At 64.3% G+C, this 15806-nt stretch carries 15 protein-coding genes and 1 riboswitch; of the genes, 9 read left to right on the top strand and 6 right to left on the bottom strand.

The window, feature by feature from the left end:
• Positions 1 to 35: 35 nt before the first annotated feature.
• Complete coding sequence (locus tag AC5ZG1_RS24605; RefSeq protein ID WP_456640919.1) at positions 36 to 770, bottom strand: SDR family NAD(P)-dependent oxidoreductase; 735 nt, start codon at positions 768 to 770, stop codon at positions 36 to 38.
• 102 nt (positions 771 to 872) lie between these two features.
• Here AC5ZG1_RS24605 and AC5ZG1_RS24600 point away from each other — a divergent pair, with 102 nt between their 5' ends.
• Together AC5ZG1_RS24600 and AC5ZG1_RS24595 are read left to right on the top strand one after the other, a co-directional pair.
• Positions 873 to 1652: an SDR family NAD(P)-dependent oxidoreductase gene (locus AC5ZG1_RS24600; RefSeq protein WP_496134319.1), complete on the top strand. Its 780-nt coding sequence runs from the start codon at positions 873 to 875 to the stop codon at positions 1650 to 1652.
• 131 nt (positions 1653 to 1783) lie between these two features.
• Positions 1784 to 2671 carry a TauD/TfdA dioxygenase family protein gene (locus AC5ZG1_RS24595; RefSeq protein ID WP_496134318.1) on the top strand — a complete coding sequence of 296 codons (888 nt, stop codon included), beginning with the start codon at positions 1784 to 1786 and terminating at the stop codon, positions 2669 to 2671.
• A gap of 115 nt (positions 2672 to 2786) precedes the next feature.
• Here AC5ZG1_RS24595 and AC5ZG1_RS24590 read toward each other — a convergent pair whose 3' ends face one another.
• The gene (locus tag AC5ZG1_RS24590; protein ID WP_456640916.1) at positions 2787 to 3437 is read right to left on the bottom strand and encodes a YqgE/AlgH family protein; all 651 of its coding nucleotides are present in this window, start codon (positions 3435 to 3437) and stop codon (positions 2787 to 2789) included.
• 135 nt (positions 3438 to 3572) lie between these two features.
• Here AC5ZG1_RS24590 and AC5ZG1_RS24585 point away from each other — a divergent pair, with 135 nt between their 5' ends.
• Both AC5ZG1_RS24585 and AC5ZG1_RS24580 read left to right on the top strand, forming a co-directional pair.
• A complete protein-coding gene (locus AC5ZG1_RS24585) occupies positions 3573 to 4412 on the top strand; it encodes a protein-disulfide reductase DsbD domain-containing protein (protein WP_028163749.1) in 840 nt (279 codons plus the stop codon).
• A 220-nt stretch (positions 4413 to 4632) separates the two neighbouring features.
• On the top strand, positions 4633 to 6009 hold the full coding sequence (locus tag AC5ZG1_RS24580) for a lipopolysaccharide biosynthesis protein (RefSeq protein ID WP_496134317.1): 1377 nt from the start codon (positions 4633 to 4635) through the stop codon (positions 6007 to 6009).
• 404 nt (positions 6010 to 6413) lie between these two features.
• Here AC5ZG1_RS24580 and AC5ZG1_RS24575 read toward each other — a convergent pair whose 3' ends face one another.
• Entirely contained in the window at positions 6414 to 7061 is a 648-nt protein-coding gene (locus AC5ZG1_RS24575) for a TIGR02594 family protein (protein ID WP_496134376.1), read from the bottom strand.
• A gap of 258 nt (positions 7062 to 7319) precedes the next feature.
• Here AC5ZG1_RS24575 and AC5ZG1_RS24570 point away from each other — a divergent pair, with 258 nt between their 5' ends.
• On the top strand, positions 7320 to 8180 hold the full coding sequence (locus AC5ZG1_RS24570) for an alpha/beta fold hydrolase (protein ID WP_130229632.1): 861 nt from the start codon (positions 7320 to 7322) through the stop codon (positions 8178 to 8180).
• A gap of 276 nt (positions 8181 to 8456) precedes the next feature.
• Here AC5ZG1_RS24570 and metW read toward each other — a convergent pair whose 3' ends face one another.
• Both metW and metX read right to left on the bottom strand, forming a co-directional pair.
• Positions 8457 to 9125, bottom strand: a complete 669-nt coding sequence (gene metW, locus AC5ZG1_RS24565) for a methionine biosynthesis protein MetW (RefSeq protein ID WP_130229631.1) — start codon at positions 9123 to 9125, stop codon at positions 8457 to 8459.
• Positions 9125 to 10330: a homoserine O-acetyltransferase MetX gene (gene metX / locus AC5ZG1_RS24560; protein WP_496134316.1), complete on the bottom strand. Its 1206-nt coding sequence runs from the start codon at positions 10328 to 10330 to the stop codon at positions 9125 to 9127. Before metX ends, metW begins: the two co-directional genes overlap by 1 nt.
• Positions 10331 to 10412: 82 nt before the next feature.
• A riboswitch (SAM riboswitch) is annotated at positions 10413 to 10492 on the bottom strand.
• A gap of 307 nt (positions 10493 to 10799) precedes the next feature.
• Here metX and AC5ZG1_RS24555 point away from each other — a divergent pair.
• From AC5ZG1_RS24555 to AC5ZG1_RS24545, 3 genes are read left to right on the top strand one after another with little or no spacing between them, the layout of a single operon-like run.
• Positions 10800 to 11648: a chorismate mutase gene (locus AC5ZG1_RS24555; RefSeq protein ID WP_496134315.1), complete on the top strand. Its 849-nt coding sequence runs from the start codon at positions 10800 to 10802 to the stop codon at positions 11646 to 11648.
• Positions 11649 to 11658: 10 nt separating this feature from the next.
• Positions 11659 to 12756, top strand: a complete 1098-nt coding sequence (hisC, locus tag AC5ZG1_RS24550) for a histidinol-phosphate transaminase (protein ID WP_496134314.1) — start codon at positions 11659 to 11661, stop codon at positions 12754 to 12756.
• Positions 12753 to 13688, top strand: a complete 936-nt coding sequence (locus AC5ZG1_RS24545; protein ID WP_496134313.1) for a prephenate/arogenate dehydrogenase family protein — start codon at positions 12753 to 12755, stop codon at positions 13686 to 13688. Before hisC ends, AC5ZG1_RS24545 begins: the two co-directional genes overlap by 4 nt.
• A 105-nt stretch (positions 13689 to 13793) precedes the next feature.
• Here AC5ZG1_RS24545 and AC5ZG1_RS24540 read toward each other — a convergent pair whose 3' ends face one another.
• Complete coding sequence (locus AC5ZG1_RS24540) at positions 13794 to 14981, bottom strand: DUF2125 domain-containing protein (protein ID WP_496134312.1); 1188 nt, start codon at positions 14979 to 14981, stop codon at positions 13794 to 13796.
• 108 nt (positions 14982 to 15089) lie between these two features.
• On the opposite strand from AC5ZG1_RS24540, the gene AC5ZG1_RS24535 reads away from it, so the two are divergent.
• Positions 15090 to 15686, top strand: a complete 597-nt coding sequence (locus tag AC5ZG1_RS24535; RefSeq protein ID WP_028163760.1) for a gamma-glutamylcyclotransferase — start codon at positions 15090 to 15092, stop codon at positions 15684 to 15686.
• Positions 15687 to 15806 lie beyond the last annotated feature (120 nt).

Genomic DNA, 15806 nt, shown 5'->3' with positions numbered 1-15806 from the left:
AAAGTAACCGGCGAGCCCAGCCGCGGTTCCTGCGCCTACAAAATCAACCCGCCGTCGACGACGATGGTCTGGCCGATGATGTAGGCGGCGAGCGGCGAGGCCAGGAACAGCGCGGCACCCGCCATGTCTTGCGGCGTGCCGAGCCGCCTCAGCGGAATCCGCTCCAGCGCGCCTTCGAGCCGCTTCGGGTTCGCCGTCGTCACCTTGGTCATCTTGGTATCGACCAGGCCCGGTGCGATGCCATTGACGCGGATGCCATCCTCGGCCCAGGCCTCGGCAAGCGTCCGCGTCAGTCCGATCGCGCCGGTCTTCGAGGCGTTGTAGGCGGGATTTCCCATCGTCGAATGATAGGCGGCGGTCGAACTGACGATGATGAGCGAGCCCTTGCTCGCGCTCAGCATCGCCTGGAATTTGGTCGCACACGCCATCAGGCTCATGAGGTTGACTTCCATGACCTTGCGAAAGCCCTCCATCTCGAACTCGCCGCGGCGGTAGATCACCGCGCCTTGCGCCAGCACCAGCACATCGAGCCGGTCGAAGGTCGGCTTGAATTGCGCGATCGCACGAGCGTCGCCGACGTCGAGCTGCGAGTATTCCAACCCGTCCAGATGCGAACCTTCCTCTGCCGAATAGTCGCTCGCCTTGGCGCGCGTGCCGCAGACATGCACGCGCGCGCCCTTGGCGCGGAATGCTTGCGCGATGCCGTTGCCGATGCCGCTGGAGCCGCCCACCACGAGAACCTGCCTGCCGCTGAAATCGAGCTCGTTCATCGCGCGCTTTCTCCCTTGCTTCTTGCTTGTTTGACCTGTCTGCGGATCGATGCCAGCCTTGTCAATCCTGCAACCTGTTCCCTCCATCCCACTGGTCACACGATGTCCGAATTCAAACAGCTCAGCCGCTCGGTGAAAGGCTTGACCGTTCTCGTCACCGGCGCCGCCAGCGGCATGGGCCGGGCCACCGCGCTGGTGTTCGCCGCTGAGGGCGCCAATGTCGCCGTCACCGACATCACCGCCGAAGGCACGGAAACGGTCGCGCAGGAGATCGGCAAGAGTGGAGGGACGGCAAAGGCGTGGGTGCTCGACGTCGCCGATCGAAATGCAATCCCGGCCGTGATTGGCAGCGTCGCCGCGCATTTCGGCGGGCTCGACATCCTCGTCAATAACGCCGGTATCTCCGTGCGCGTCGCAATCGACGACGACGGCTATGATGACGCCTGGGCCAAGGCGATCGCGGTGATGCTGACCGCGCATCAGCGCATCATCCGCGCCGCTTTGCCGCATTTGCGAAAATCGAAATGCCCGCGCATCGTCAATATCGCTTCCACCGAGGCGCTCGGCGCTACCGCATTGCACAGTCCTTATTCCGCGGCGAAGGCCGGCGTCACCGGGCTGACACGCTCGCTTGCCGTGGAACTGGGCCGCGAGGGCATCACCGTGAACTGCATCTGCCCGGGCCCGATCCGCACCGGGATTACCGACCGGATTCCGGAAGAGCATAAGACGATCTATGCCAAGCGCCGCACAGCGCTCGGCCGCTATGGCGAGCCGGAGGAGGTCGCGCACATGACCTTGAGCCTGTGCCTACCGGCGGCGTCGTTCCTGACCGGCGCGGTGATCCCGGTGGATGGCGGGCTGATGGCGCGAAATGCGTGATGCGCTGCAACGTGTCCGGGCCGCCGCGTGCAAGGGGCCATGCGCCGGCGCCGCGTTGACTTGGCAAGTTCACAGGATAGCCTTTCCTCAAACGAAGCGGAAAAACCGCCTGCACATGAGGAGAGAACGCCATGGCCATCGCGATCCGACAGCTTCATCCGCATTTTGTCGGTGAGGTCACAGGCCTCGATCTGCGAAAGCCGCTGACCAGGCAGGAAGCGATCGAAGTCGAGGCGGCGATGGACAAATACGCCGTGCTCGTCTTCCACGACCAGGACATAACAGACGAGCAGCAACTGGCCTTTGCGCTGAACTTCGGCGAGCGCGAAAACGCGCGCGGCGGCAACGTGACCAAGAAGGCGGATTATCGCCTCTCCTCCGGGCTGAACGACGTCTCCAACCTCGGCAAGAACGGCAAGCCGCTACCCAAGGATCACCGCACCCATCTGTTCAATCTCGGCAACTGCCTGTGGCATTCCGACAGCTCGTTCCGGCCGATTCCGGCGAAATTCTCGCTGTTGTCGGCGCGGGTGGTGAACCCGAAGGGCGGCAACACCGAATTCGCCGACATGCGCGCGGCCTATGACGCGCTGGACGAGGAGACCAAGTCTGAAATCGAGGACCTGATCTGCGAGCACTCGCTGATGTATTCACGCGGCTCGCTGGGCTTTCTCGACTATAGCGACGAGGAGAAGGAGATGTTCAAGCCGGTGCTGCAGCGCCTGGTGCGGACCCATCCGGTGCATCGCCGCAAGTCGCTCTATCTCTCGTCGCACGCGGGCGCGGTGCGCGGCATGAGCATGCCGGAGGGCCGGCTCCTGCTACGCGACCTCACCGAGCATGCGACCCAGCCTGAATTCGTCTATGTCCACAGGTGGAAGCTGCACGACCTCGTGATGTGGGACAATCGCCAGACCATGCATCGCGTCCGCCGCTACGACCAGTCCCAGCCGCGCGACATGCGCCGCGCAACCGTGGCCGGCACCGAGCCGACCGTCGCGCAGCAGGCGGCGGAGTAGCTGTTGTACGCAATCAACGCTCGTCATGCGCGGGCTTGACCCGCGCATCCATCACCTCTTCAAGAACGCAATTTTTGACCGATGGATTGCCGGGTCAAGCCCCGCAATGACAGCCTCACGCGTGGCCAGCTTCGTTCGAGAGCATGCCGACGTCGATGCCTATCTTGCGCAGGGCGCGGTCGTATTTGTCCTCGACATCGTCGCCGAAGATCAATTCCGCATCGGCGTCGCAATGCAGCCAGCCATTGTGCTGGATCTCGTTTTCGAGCTGCCCCGGGGCCCAGCCGGCATAGCCCAGGGCCAGGATCGCATGCCTGGGGCCGGAGCCCTTGGCGATCGCCTTCAGGATGTCGACGGTCGCGGTCAGGCAGATATCGTCGTCGATATTCAGCGTCGCATCCTGGATGTAGAAATCGCTGGAATGCAGCACGAAGCCGCGGCCGGTATCGACCGGGCCGCCCTTCATCACCTTCATGGTCTCGGCATTTTCCGGCAATTTGATCTGGTCGGCCTTCTGGATGATGTCGAGTTGCACCAAGAGCCCCGGGAAATCGATGCTTCCGGCCGGACGGTTGACGATGATGCCCATCGCCCCCTCGGCGGAATGCGCGCACATGTAGATGACGGAGCGCTCGAAGCGGGGATCGCTCATAACCGGCATGGCGATCAGGATCTGGCCGTCGAGATAACCGCTGCCCGACGAATTGTCGCCGACGCCGGCCACCTTGCCGCGGGCGGTCTTTGGTGCTTTGCCTTCAGGAGTCATCTGAAAGGCCTCCATGCTGATTTGATATCCTGATATTGGGTGAGGCTTCTGTCAATCAAGCAGAGCGCCGTATTCGCGCCATCCATCACACGCAATTCAATGGTTTACGCAATAACCAGCCGGTAAAGACGTTCCATGATCGCCATAGTTCCCATGCGGGCTGCGCTCGGCCTGCTAGCCACTCTTTCAGTCGTCTGGCCCGCGACGGAGGTACATGCCGAGGATTCCTCGCCCTGGCAGCGGGACGCCCATTCGGCGGTACGGCTGCTTGCAGGTTCGCGTAGCGGCGCGGTTTTGCTAGGCGGTATAGCCATCCAACTCGAGCCCGGTTGGAAAACCTATTGGCGTACCCCCGGCGATTCCGGTGTGCCACCGCGTTTCGATTTCTCGAAGTCGGAAAATGTCGACGCGGTGACAGTGTTGTGGCCGGCGCCTATGAAATTTGACGACGGCGCCGGCGGCACCTCGCTCGGCTACAAGCACCAGGTGGTGCTGCCGCTTCGGATCGTCGCCAAGAGTGCGGACAAGCCGCTGACGCTGCGCGCCAACATTAACTATGCGGTGTGCGAGAAGCTGTGCATCCCTGTGGAGACCAGCGTCGAGCTTGCTTTTGCGAGCGTCGCCTCCACCGAGGACGGCGCGCTGTCGTCCGCGCTCGACACCGTGCCGAAGCCGGCCAATATCGGCGATCCCAACCCGGTGACGATCCGCGACGTCAAACGCAGCGGCAAGTCGACCGTGCTGGTCGATGTCGCCGCGCCCGAAGGCAAGGACGTCAGCCTGTACGTCGAGGGACCGACGCCGGACTGGGCCCTGCCGGTGCCGAAGCTCGAGCCGAACTCCCCACCCGGGGTGAAACGGTTCTCCTTCGAGCTCGACGGCCTGCCGCCGGGCGCCAATCCGGACGGCGCCGCGCTGAAATTGACCCTGGTCGGCGGCGACCGCGCCTACGAGTTCAACACCAATCTGGAGTGAATTTGTAGCCCGGGTGAAGCGCAAGCGTAACCCGGGGACAGTGGCCCCGCGGAAAGACGGGCCCCTGATTGCGCGGAGCCTGTCATCGGGCGCGCATCGCGCGACCCGTTGGCTCCATCCGGGCTACGGTTTCACCGTTATCCACCCAACCCATTCTTAACGTTTCGTTGATAGTTCAGGGCCCCTGTCGCAAACGCGCGGCATTTTGGGAATTTTCGCCTTGGCCGTGATGGACGCCCAATCCGCAACCGCTTCGCCCACGGGCATGATGGCGCGTATGCGCGGCCTGATCGGCGGCTCCGGCGAGGCATCCGTCACGCGGCGGCTCGCGGGGACGATCTTCGTCATCCGCGTCGTCAGCGCCGTCGCCGCCTATCTCTCGCAAATCCTGCTCGCGCGCTGGATGGGCAGCTCGGACTATGGCGTCTATGTCTATGTCTGGACCTGGGTGCTGCTGCTCGGCAGCATGATGGATTTCGGCATTTCCGGCTCGGCGCAGAAGCTCATTCCGGAATACCGCACGGCAGGCGAGCACGCGCTATTGCGCGGTTTTCTCTCCGGCAGCCGCTGGCTGACTTTTGCGGTGTCGACCGCCGTCTCGCTGCTGCTCGTAGGCCTCGTCAAGCTGCTGTCGCCATGGATCGGCACGGATACGGTCGTGCCGCTCTATATCGGCTGCCTGACGCTGCCGGCGTTCGTGGTCGCCAATACCCAGGACGGGATTGCCCGGTCGCATGACTGGATGCGGCTCGGGCTGATGCCGCAATTCATCGTGCGCCAGGGACTGATCATCGGCTTCACCGCGGGCGCCGTCGTGCTCGGCTTCGATCTCGGCGCCACCGCCGCGATGCTCGCCAGCGCCGCGGCGGTGTGGATCGCCATGATCGGCCAGATGCTGGTGCTGAACCGCCGCCTCGCGGCCCACGTCGAGCCGGGCGAGAAGGCCTACGACATCAGCGGCTGGCTTGCGGTCTCACTGCCAATCCTGCTGGTCGAAAGCTTTTATCTGCTGCTCTCCTACACCGATGTGCTGGTGCTGCAGCAGTTCCGCTCCTCCGAGGAGGTCGGCGTCTACTTTGCCGTGGTGAAGACGCTGGCGCTGGTGTCCTTCATCCACTACGCGATGTCGGCGACGACGGCGCATCGCTTCGCCGAATACAACGCGCTCGGCGACAAGGCGCGGCTATCGGCCTATGTCACCCATGCGATCCAGTGGACGTTCTGGCCTTCGCTCGCCGCGACCGTCCTCCTGCTCGCCTTTGGCAAGCCGCTGCTCTGGCTGTTCGGGCCGCAATTCGTCGTCGGCTACGACATCATGTTCCTGGCCGCCATCGGCCTCGTGGTGCGCGCTGCAATCGGCCCGGTCGAACGTCTGCTCAACATGCTCGGCCACCAGAAGATCTGCGCGCTCGCCTACGCGCTCGCCTTCGTCATGAACCTGGTGCTGTGCGTCGCACTGGTACCGCGCTTCGGCGGCCACGGCGCCGCCATAGCGATATCGACGTCGCTGAGCTTCGAGACCGTGCTCTTGTTCTGGATCGTCCGCCGGCGGCTCGGGCTGCACGTGCTGGCGTTCGGGAAGATCGGTTCCGGCTGATAGCAATCCCGGGCCGCGCCACATGTAATCGCAGCATGACCGCAGCAGACCTGAAAGATCTTCTGGAACGCGTTCAGGCGTGGCCGAGGCTCGCAAGGCGAGCTTGCTGCCGTTGCGGAGCAAATCGAGAGTGAACTGCGAGGCGACGCCCATGTCGTCACTTGTGGCAAACTGTGCGCGATCGACGACGCCATAGCTTCGATCGATGCCGACGACTTTGCGACCGACCGCGAAGTGGAGCGAAGCGAAGCAATCCATAGCGCCGCAAGTGGAGGCATGGATTGCTTCGCGGAGCCTGTCGTCGGGCGCGCGTTCGGGCGACCCGTTGGCTCGCAATGACGAAGGCTGTCATTCCGGGGCGATGCGAAGCATCGAGCCCGGGATGACGGTGGAGAGTGTAGCGGCTAATTCGTCGGCATCACGTAGGCGTAGATGCGGCCGCGGGAGACCGGGGCTTCGCGGACGCGGTTGCCGTTGTTGCCGGAGATCATGATCGGATTTCCCTTGGCATCGATGCCGGTGATGATGCCGACGTGGCCGCCGCGGCGTCCCCGCGACATCACGGCGATGGCACCGACCTGCGGGCCGGAGACTCGCTGCCCGTAACGGGCGAACGAGCTCGCCATGTCGGAGCCGGTGCCGCGATAACCCGAATGCTGCAGCACCATGTTCATGAAGCGCGCGCACCACAGGCTGCCGCGGCTGGTCGGGTTGCCGCCGAGGTGACGGCGGGCTTCATCGACGATGTTCGACGAACCGAGGCTTGCCGCCTGCTGAGGCTCCGGCGACAGACTCGCATTGCTATCGGCAAGATCCTGCGCCTGCATCCGCGCTACGCCGCGCTCCCAGCGCGAGGCGCGCGTCATGTGGCGGTGACGATAATGCGCATGGTGATGCTTGGCATGATGACCGGCATGATAGGCCCTGGCGTGGCGCCCTGCGCCGTGATGAGGCCGTGCCGAAGCGGGAGAAATAGAAGCGACGATAACCGTCGAACACAACGCCAGCGCCAGAACTCGAAGCAACCGGCGGAACGCACGCAACTGAACCATACTTCCCATTTTTTCCTTCTGTTACACCCCCGTTTTCCCAGGTGCGCCCGTCTGTGGATGACATCTGGATGACAGCCGCAGCGCGTTTTGTGCCGCTCAATGTGGCAAGACAAAGATGTCGTGCCGCGCTGCGGCGAAAAATTGCGGGACGATTTCGCGAACATTTGGCGGCGAAAAAGAAACGATGCCGCCGCATTGCAGCCGTGAAGGTTAATTGCAATCCTCGCCGCGCAGGCTCACAAGAAGGAAAAGGTTAAAATGCCCTATGCCGTCGCCAAGGATAATGTCCGCCTCTATTTCGAAGAGGTTGGGAGCGGAACGCCAATCATCTTCCTGCACGAGTTCGCGGCCGACCACACCAATTGGGAGCCGCAGATGCGTTATTTCTCGCGCGGCCACCGCTGCATCGCCTATTCCGCGCGCGGCTACACGCCCTCCGACGTCCCGCCATCGGCCGAGGTCTATAGCTACAAGCATTTCTACACCGATGCGCTCGCAGTGCTCGATCATCTCGGCATCGCCCGCGCGCATTTCGTCGGGCTGTCGATGGGCTCCTATTCGTCGCTGCAGGTTGCGCTGAATGCGCCCGAGCGCGTGATGTCGATGACGCTCGCAGGCGTCGGCTCCGGCTCAAGTCTCGAACACCTCGACGCCTTCCGTGCGCAATGCCGGGCCAATGCCGAGCAGTATGAGACGATTGGATCGGAAGCGGTCGCCAAGGTGACGCGCGAGGCGCCGGGCCGGATTCCGTTCCTGGTCAAGGATCCGCGCGGACATGCCGACTTCTATGCCGCACTCGCGCGCCACGATGCCAAGGGATCGGCCAACACCATGCGTAGCTTTCAAGGCGGCCGGCCCTCGATCTACACCATGGCGGAAGCGATCGGACGCGTGCCGACGCCGGCGCTGATCATCTGCGGCGACGAGGACGACAATTGCGTCGAGCCGAGCCTGTTTTTGAAGAAGCATTTGCCCGCGGCGGGGCTGACGTTCTTCCCGAAATCGGGACACGTGCTCAATCTCGAGGAACCCGCGCTGTTCAACGAGATGGTCGAGCGGTTTATTGCGTTGGTGGAAGCGGGAAGGTGGCTGCCGCGCGATCCGCGGTCGATGGTGTAACCGTCATTCCGGGGCACGCGAAGCGTGAACCCGGAATCCATTCATCCACGCGTTTTGCGGCGCAATGGATTCCGGGCCTGCGCCTTCGGCGCATCCCGGAATGACGAGGGGAGGTGCTCGCGGCAACAGTTTAGCCTGTCATTCCGGGGCACGCGAAGCGTGAGCCCGGAATCCATCGAGCCGCAGAGTTCGTGGAGGAAATGGATTCCGGGCTCGATGCTTCGCATCGCCCCGGAATGACGGAGGAGAGGTCTTCCGGAATGACGGGGAGAGTACTCAGCGTCCCTTCCCGCCCCTGCTCAGCAGGAACACGCCCTGTTCGCCGAACATGTTCCAGACCCACCACGGCAGGTTCAGCGGCACCGGGCGGCCGTAGAGGTCGAGCGCGACGGCGCGCTCCATCTTGACGTGGATCTCGTCGCAGAGCTGCACGAAATCCTTGATGGTGCAGAAATGAATGTTGGGGGTGTCGTACCAGGTGGCCGGCAGATTTTCGGTGCGCGGCATGTGCCCGCCGATCAAAAGCTGCAGCCGCATCTTCCAGAAACCGAAATTCGGGAACGAGACGATGGCGCGGTGGCCGATGCGCAGGAGATTTTCCAGCACAGCCTTCGGCTGCCGCGTCGCCTGCAGCGTCTGCGACAGGATTACGTAGTCGAACGCATCGTCGGGATAGTTGCCGAGGTCGGTGTCGGCGTCGCCCTGCACCACCGCGAGTCCCTTGGCGACGCAGTGGTTGACGCCTTCGCGCGACAGCTCGATGCCGCGGCCATCAATGCCGCGACTCTCCAGAAGCTGCAACAGATCGCCGTCACCGCAGCCGACGTCGAGCACGCGCGACCCGGGCTCAACCATTTCGGCGACGAGAAGATGGTCCGGACGAAGGCTCGTGCTCGCCTGCGGCGCCAAGCCGGGCAGCGGCAGAGTTTGCTCCTGAAGCGCCATCACTTAAGCCCCGCATCGCCAAGGCCGCGCGACTTGCCCGCCGAGTGCAGGAAGGCGCGCGAGATGTCGAAGAATTCGGGCACATCGAGCAGGAAGGCGTCGTGACCCTTGTCAGTCTCGATCTCCGCGAACGAGACCCGCGCGCTGGAGGCATTCAGCGCGTGCACCAGCGCCCGCGCCTCCGAAGTCGGAAACAGCCAGTCGCTCGTGAACGATACTACGCAGAAGCGGGTCTCGACGCCGCGGAACGCCTGCGCCAGCACACCATTGTGGTCGGCGGCGATGTCGAAATAGTCCATCGCGCGCGTCAGATAGAGATAGCTGTTGGCATCGAAGCGCTCGACAAAGGACGAGCCCTGGTAGCGCAGATAGCTCTCGACCTGGAAGTCGGCATCGAAGGAGAATGTCGGCAACTCGCGATCCTGCATCCGCCGCCCGAACTTGCGATGCAGCGCCGCGTCAGAGAGATAGGTGATATGCGCGGCCATCCGCGCGACCGCGAGCCCGCGATGCGGATGCGTGCCCTGGTCGACATAGCTTCCGCCACGCCAATCCGGATCGGCCATCACGGCCTGCCGGCCGAGCTCATGAAAGGCGATGTTCTGCGCCGAATGCCGCGTCGAGCAGGCGATCGCGAGCGTCGAGAACACGCGCTCCGGATAGGCCGCCGCCCATTGCACCGCCTGCATGCCGCCCATGGAGCCGCCGACCACCGCGAACAGCGTCTCGATGCCGAGTTGGTCGATCAGCATCGCCTGCGCACGCACCATGTCAGGGATGGTGATGATCGGAAAATCCAGGCCCCATACCTTGCCGGTCGCAGGGTTCAGCGAGGCAGGGCCAGTCGAACCCATGCAGCCGCCAAGCACGTTGGAGCAGATGATGAAGTATCTGGAGGTGTCGAGCGGCCGGCCGGGGCCGACCATGGTCTCCCACCAGCCAGGCTTGCCGGTCACCGGATGCAAATTGTTGACATGCTGGTCGCCGGTCAGGGCGTGGCAGACCAGAATGGCGTTGGAGCGCTCGGCATTGAGCTCGCCATAGGTCTGATAGGCGATCTGGAACGGCGCAAGGTCAATGCCGCAGTCGAGCTTCAACGGCTGATCCATGCCGAACTTCGCCACCGGCGAGGACGGATGATCGGCCTCATGGGCGCGATCCTCACCCTGAATCGACGGACTCTTGATCGACTGCACCTTGGTCATTTGTGGCGCCTTCCTCCGACGCGGAGGTCCCGGACAGAAATCAGGCCATGAAAAACCCGGCCTGAACAAAGGTTCGGCCGGGATCGATCTGTCCCCGGCCTGTTTAGCGAATTCTTTAACGTGGCTGCAAGCCGGCCGGCTCAAATGACCACGGAGTGCTGGGAAAGTAGTCCCTTACCCGGCCTGCGTCAAGGCAAGTGGGGCCGTTAACCTAACCGTGACCTTTAGGCCGAGCTTGCGCCATCTGGCCCCATGGGACAGAACGGGGGCTCGCACTTTCTTCCTCTCCCCGCCCTTGCGGGGAGAGGGTTGGGGTGAGGGGCTCTCTCCGCGAACACGGTACCAGACGGATTCGCGGAGGCTCCCCCTCACCCGAAATTCAAGCTGCGCTTGAATTTCGACCTCTCCCCGCAGGCGGGGAGAGGTGAAGAGTCTGCTTGCTGATTGAAGAGAAACGACGGGCCCTAGCATGTCAAAACCGCCTCCGGCGCCGCCCTCGCTGGCCGAGTTGCGCAAAGAGATCGACGCGATCGATGAGCAGGTCCACCGCCTGTTGATGGCGCGCGGCGACATCATCGACCGCCTGATCAGGGTGAAGCAGACCCAGGAAGTCGGCTCCGCATTCCGGCCGGCGCGCGAGGCCTCCATGATGCGCAGCCTGGTCGAGCGCCATCGTGGCATCCTGCCGCTCGACACCATCGAGAGCATCTGGCGCGTCATCATCTCGACCTTCACTTATGTCCAGGCGCCGTTCTCGGTGCATGCCGATGTCTCGGTCGGCGAATCCATGATGCGGGATTCGGCGCGCTTCCATTTCGGCTTCGTGGTGCCTTACGTCTCGCATTTCAGCGCGCAGGCGGCGGTCGAAGCGGTGGCGAAATCGAAGGGCGACCTCGCGCTGGTGTCGGCCATTTCCAGCCGCACGCCATGGTGGATCGACCTCGAGGCCGAGGGCGCGCCGAAGATCATCGCGCGATTGCCGTTCCTGGAGCGCGCCGATCATCCCGCGGCGCTGCCCGTGTTCGTGATCTCGCGCGTCGCCGACGACGCGATGGTGACCGAGGTCGAGATGTGGAGCGTCCGCGTCTCCGGCTGGAACGCCGAGATCGCCCGCGCGCTGGCCCCGCTCGCCGAGATCGTCGCGGTGCCGGATACGGCCTTCGACGGCGCGGCGCTTTTGGTATCGGTCGCCGGCCGCGGCTTCGAGGAGATCAAAATGGCCCTGATCCGCGCCGGGGCCTCGGTGCGCTCATCGGCACTCGTCGGCAGCCACGCAACGCGCTATACGGTGCCCCCCGCCCCTACAGTCCGGAGCTAGAGAGTTAGAGATGTCCCGCCCCGTGCCGAATCCCGGCATCCTCGATATTGCGCCCTACACCCCCGGCAAGAGCCCGGTGGCGGAACCGGGGCGCAAGGTGTTCAAGCTTTCCGCCAACGAAACGCCCTTCGGTCCCTCGCCGAAGGCGATCGAGGCCTATAAGCACGCCGCCGAACATCTCGAGGACTATCCGGAAGGCACCTCAAAGGTGCTGCGCGAGGCGATCGGCCGCGCCTATGGCCTCGACCCGAGCCGCATCATCTGCGGCGCCGGTTCGGACGAAATCCTCAACCTGCTCGCCCATACCTATCTGTGCGAGGGCTCGGAGGCGATCTCCACCACCCACGGCTTCCTGGTCTATCCGATCGCGACCAAGGCGAACGGCGCCAAGAACGTGGTCGTGCCGGAGACCGACTACACCGCAAGTGTCGATGCGATCCTTGAGGCGGTCACGCCGCGGACCAAGCTGATCTGGCTCGCCAATCCGAACAACCCGACCGGCACCTATCTGCCGTTCGACGAGGTCAAGCGCTTGCGCGCAGGCCTGCCGTCGGACGTGCTCCTGGTGATCGACGCCGCCTATTCCGATTACGTGGTGCGCAACGACTATGGCCTCGGCCTCGAACTGTGTGCGACGACCGAGAACACGGTCATGACCCACACCTTTTCCAAGATCCACGGGCTCGCGGCGCTCCGCGTCGGCTGGATGTTCGGCCCGGCGCATATCGTCGATGCGGTGAACCGGATTCGCGGCCCCTTCAACGTTTCTACTCCGGCGATGCTCGCGGCGGTGGCCGCGGTCGAGGACACCGCGCATGTCGAGATGTCCAGGGTGCACAACGAAAAATGGCGGAGTTGGGTGACGGACGAGGTCCGCAAGCTCGGGCTGAAGGTGACGCCGAGCGTCGCCAATTTCGTGCTGATCCATTTCCCGACCGAAAAGGGCAAGACCTCGGCCGACGCGGACACGTTCCTCACCAAGCGCGGACTGGTGCTGCGTGCCGTGAACAATTACGGCCTGCCGCACGCGCTGCGCATGACCATCGGCACCGAGGAGGCCAACCGCCTCGTGGTCGAGGGCCTGCGCGACTTCATGGATCAGAAGTGAACGCCGCGCCGCACTTTCAACGCATCGCGCTGATCGGCTTCGGCCTGATCGGCGGCTCGATCGCGCGCGGCGCGCGGGCGCAGGGGCTCGTCGGCGAGATCGTCACCACCGCGCGCTCGGAAAAGACGCGCGCGCGGGTCGCCGAGCTCGGCATCGTCGACCGCGTGGTGGAGAACAATGCGGAGGCGGTCAAAGACGCCGATCTCGTCATCCTCTGCATTCCCGTCGGCGCCTGCGGACCCGTGGCGGCGGAGATCGCGCCTTACCTGAAGAAGGGCGCCATCGTCTCCGATGTCGGCTCGGTCAAGGGCGCCATCGTCAGGGACATGGGGCCACATATCCCCGATGGTGTGCACTTCGTGCCCGCGCATCCGGTGGCGGGCACCGAGCACTCAGGTCCCGATTCCGGTTTCGCCGAGTTGTTCATCAACCGCTGGTGCATCCTGACGCCGCCCGAGGGCACTGAGGCGGGCGCGGTCGACAGGCTGCGCGACTTCTGGGCCGCACTCGGCGCCAAGGTCGAGATCATGACGCCTGATCATCATGACCTCGTGCTCGCGATCACCAGCCACCTGCCGCATCTGATCGCCTACACCATCGTCGGCACCGCCGACGAGCTGGCGCAGGTGACGTCGTCGGAAGTGATCAAATTCTCCGCCGGCGGCTTCCGCGATTTCACCCGCATCGCGGCGTCCGATCCGACGATGTGGCGCGACGTGTTCCTGAGCAACAAGGACGCGGTGCTGGAGATGCTCGGCACCTTCAACGAGGATCTCTCGAAACTGACGCGCGCAATCCGCCGCGGCGACGGCGAAGCGCTGTTCGACCACTTCACCCGCACCCGCGCCATCCGCCGCGGCATCGTCGAGATCGGCCAGGATTCGGCCGCGCCGGACTTCGGCCGGCCGCATGCGAATCTGGAGAAGAAATAGCGCGGGGCTTGGTAGCCCGGGTGGAGCGAAGCGCAATCCGGGGCAGGTTTATCCGCGTCACCAGCAGACCCCGGGTTGCGCTGCGCCTCACCCGGGCTACGGAAGCTAGAACAGCGGCGGGATTTGTCCGACCTTGATCGGGCCTAGCAGCACTGCGCCGTCGACGAAGCGCAGCGGGAAGCTGCGCGCCTTCTTGCCTTCGAGCATGGCTTCGCTGCCGAGCGAATTGATGCTGGCGGCAACGCCGACATTGGCGTTCTGCTTGACCATCTTGCCGAGACCTGGGACCGCGCGGTCGAGCGCGCCGAAGAGATTGTTGAGGTCCTGCGTCTTCACGCCGGGCGCGACGCGGTCGAGCGTTGATTGCGGCACGCCCTCCTCCAGCATCTTCTCGATGCCGAGCGCCAGGATCACGCGCTCGAGGCCGGTGACCGTCATCTGCAATTCGCCCTCGATGCGGCCACTCGCGTTGAGGCTCAAAGTACCCGCGGAGATCGCGATCATCTCGCCCTGCTGGATGCGCGACTGCACGATTTCGACATGGCCGCCGGCGGCCTGGATCTCGCGGAAACGCTCCGGCCACGGCTTTGGCGTGAAGTCCTTCAAGCCGGAAATCTTGGTACGGATGTCGGCATCGAACGGCGTTGCCAGCACCGGATGCACGTCCTGCAGGCTGCCGCCATTGATCTGCAGCGCGGTCTCGATCACCGGATTGTCCAGGGAGGAGCCTTCGGCGAGGCGGCCGTGCAACTCGACGTGGCTGGCGCGGCCGAGCGGCGTCTGCACCGAGCCGTTGACGCGGTCGATCGCGGGATCGTCGAACACCAGCGAGGCGCGCTGCGGCACCGCCGGCAGGCCCGCCACGCTGGCGCGCCCCGAGCGCCAGTTCACAGCAAGCGACGGCTGCGCGCCGCGCTCGGCGAGCGTCGCCGGCGCCTTGAATTCGGCGATCACGCGTGTGGGGTCGTAGACCTGCGCCACCACCAGGATCTCGCCGAGCCGCGCGGTGAACGGCGTTTGCGCGCCGGCCGTCTGCGAGATCAAGGTCACGCTGGCGTCCTCGCAGCTGATCTCGAGACGGAAGGGGTAACCCGCGACCGATCGCTTGCCGCAATCATAGACCCGGCCCGCCTTCGCCTCCTGCGCGCGCCAGGCATCGGCCTGCACCCAGACCTGGGACGAGGCATAGAACCAGAACGCGCTCCACGCCACGGCGAGGATCAGGACGAGGACGGGGGCGGCAAAGAGACGCCAACGCGAGCGCCGGTGCGGCGCGGGGGTCATATCAGGCATGCGGCGACCTCTGGCTGTCAATTTTGGCAAATGTAAGCGGCAAATGCCGGCCGGAAAGCCGATGAAACCGCTTCGCTTCGCTCCGCGCTTTTGCTAGCCCTTGCGCCGATGTCCGCGCAACTCCTCTCCCCGCCCGAATCAGGTGACAGCGACCTCTGGGTATTCGGTTACGGCTCGCTGATGTGGAAGCCGGGTTTCGACTTCGAGGAACAGGTGCAGGCGCGGCTGATCGGCGAGCATCGCGCGCTCTGCGTGTATTCCTTCGACCATCGCGGCACGCCGGAAAAGCCGGGGCTGGTGCTCGGGCTCGACCGCGGCGGCGCCTGCCGCGGCATCGCGTTCCGCGTCGCGGCCAAGCGGCGCAGCGAGACCATCGCCTATCTGCGCGGCCGCGAGCAGACCACCAACGTCTATCGCGAGGTGCACCGCTCGGTGTGGCTCGAAGACGACCCGCGGTCACGGGTGGCCGCGCTGACTTACGTCGTAGACCGCAGCCATGTGCAGTACGCCGGCCGGCTGACGCTGGCCGACCAGCTCCGCTACGTGCAGCAGGGCCACGGCCGCTCGGGCAACAACCGCGACTATGTGCTGTCCACGGTGCTCGCGATCGAGAAGCAGGGTTTTCGCGATCCGCAGTTGCACAAGCTCGCGACGATGCTGCACGACGCGCATCCCATCGAGCTGCCGCTGCAGGAAGGAACGTAGCTAAAGCGGGATGGCTCTTGTTTGAATCGGCGTGGCAGCGTTTTGAGCAACCGGCGACATAGGTAACAGTTCAGACCGACGACATAGGTAACACAATTCTCGTTTCGTTCAGGTCTGTTG

The sequence above is a fragment of the Bradyrhizobium sp. Leo78 genome, assembly GCF_059512425.1.
The sequence above is the reverse complement of the archived record's forward strand: the minus strand, read 5'-3'. Positions and strand labels throughout refer to the sequence as shown.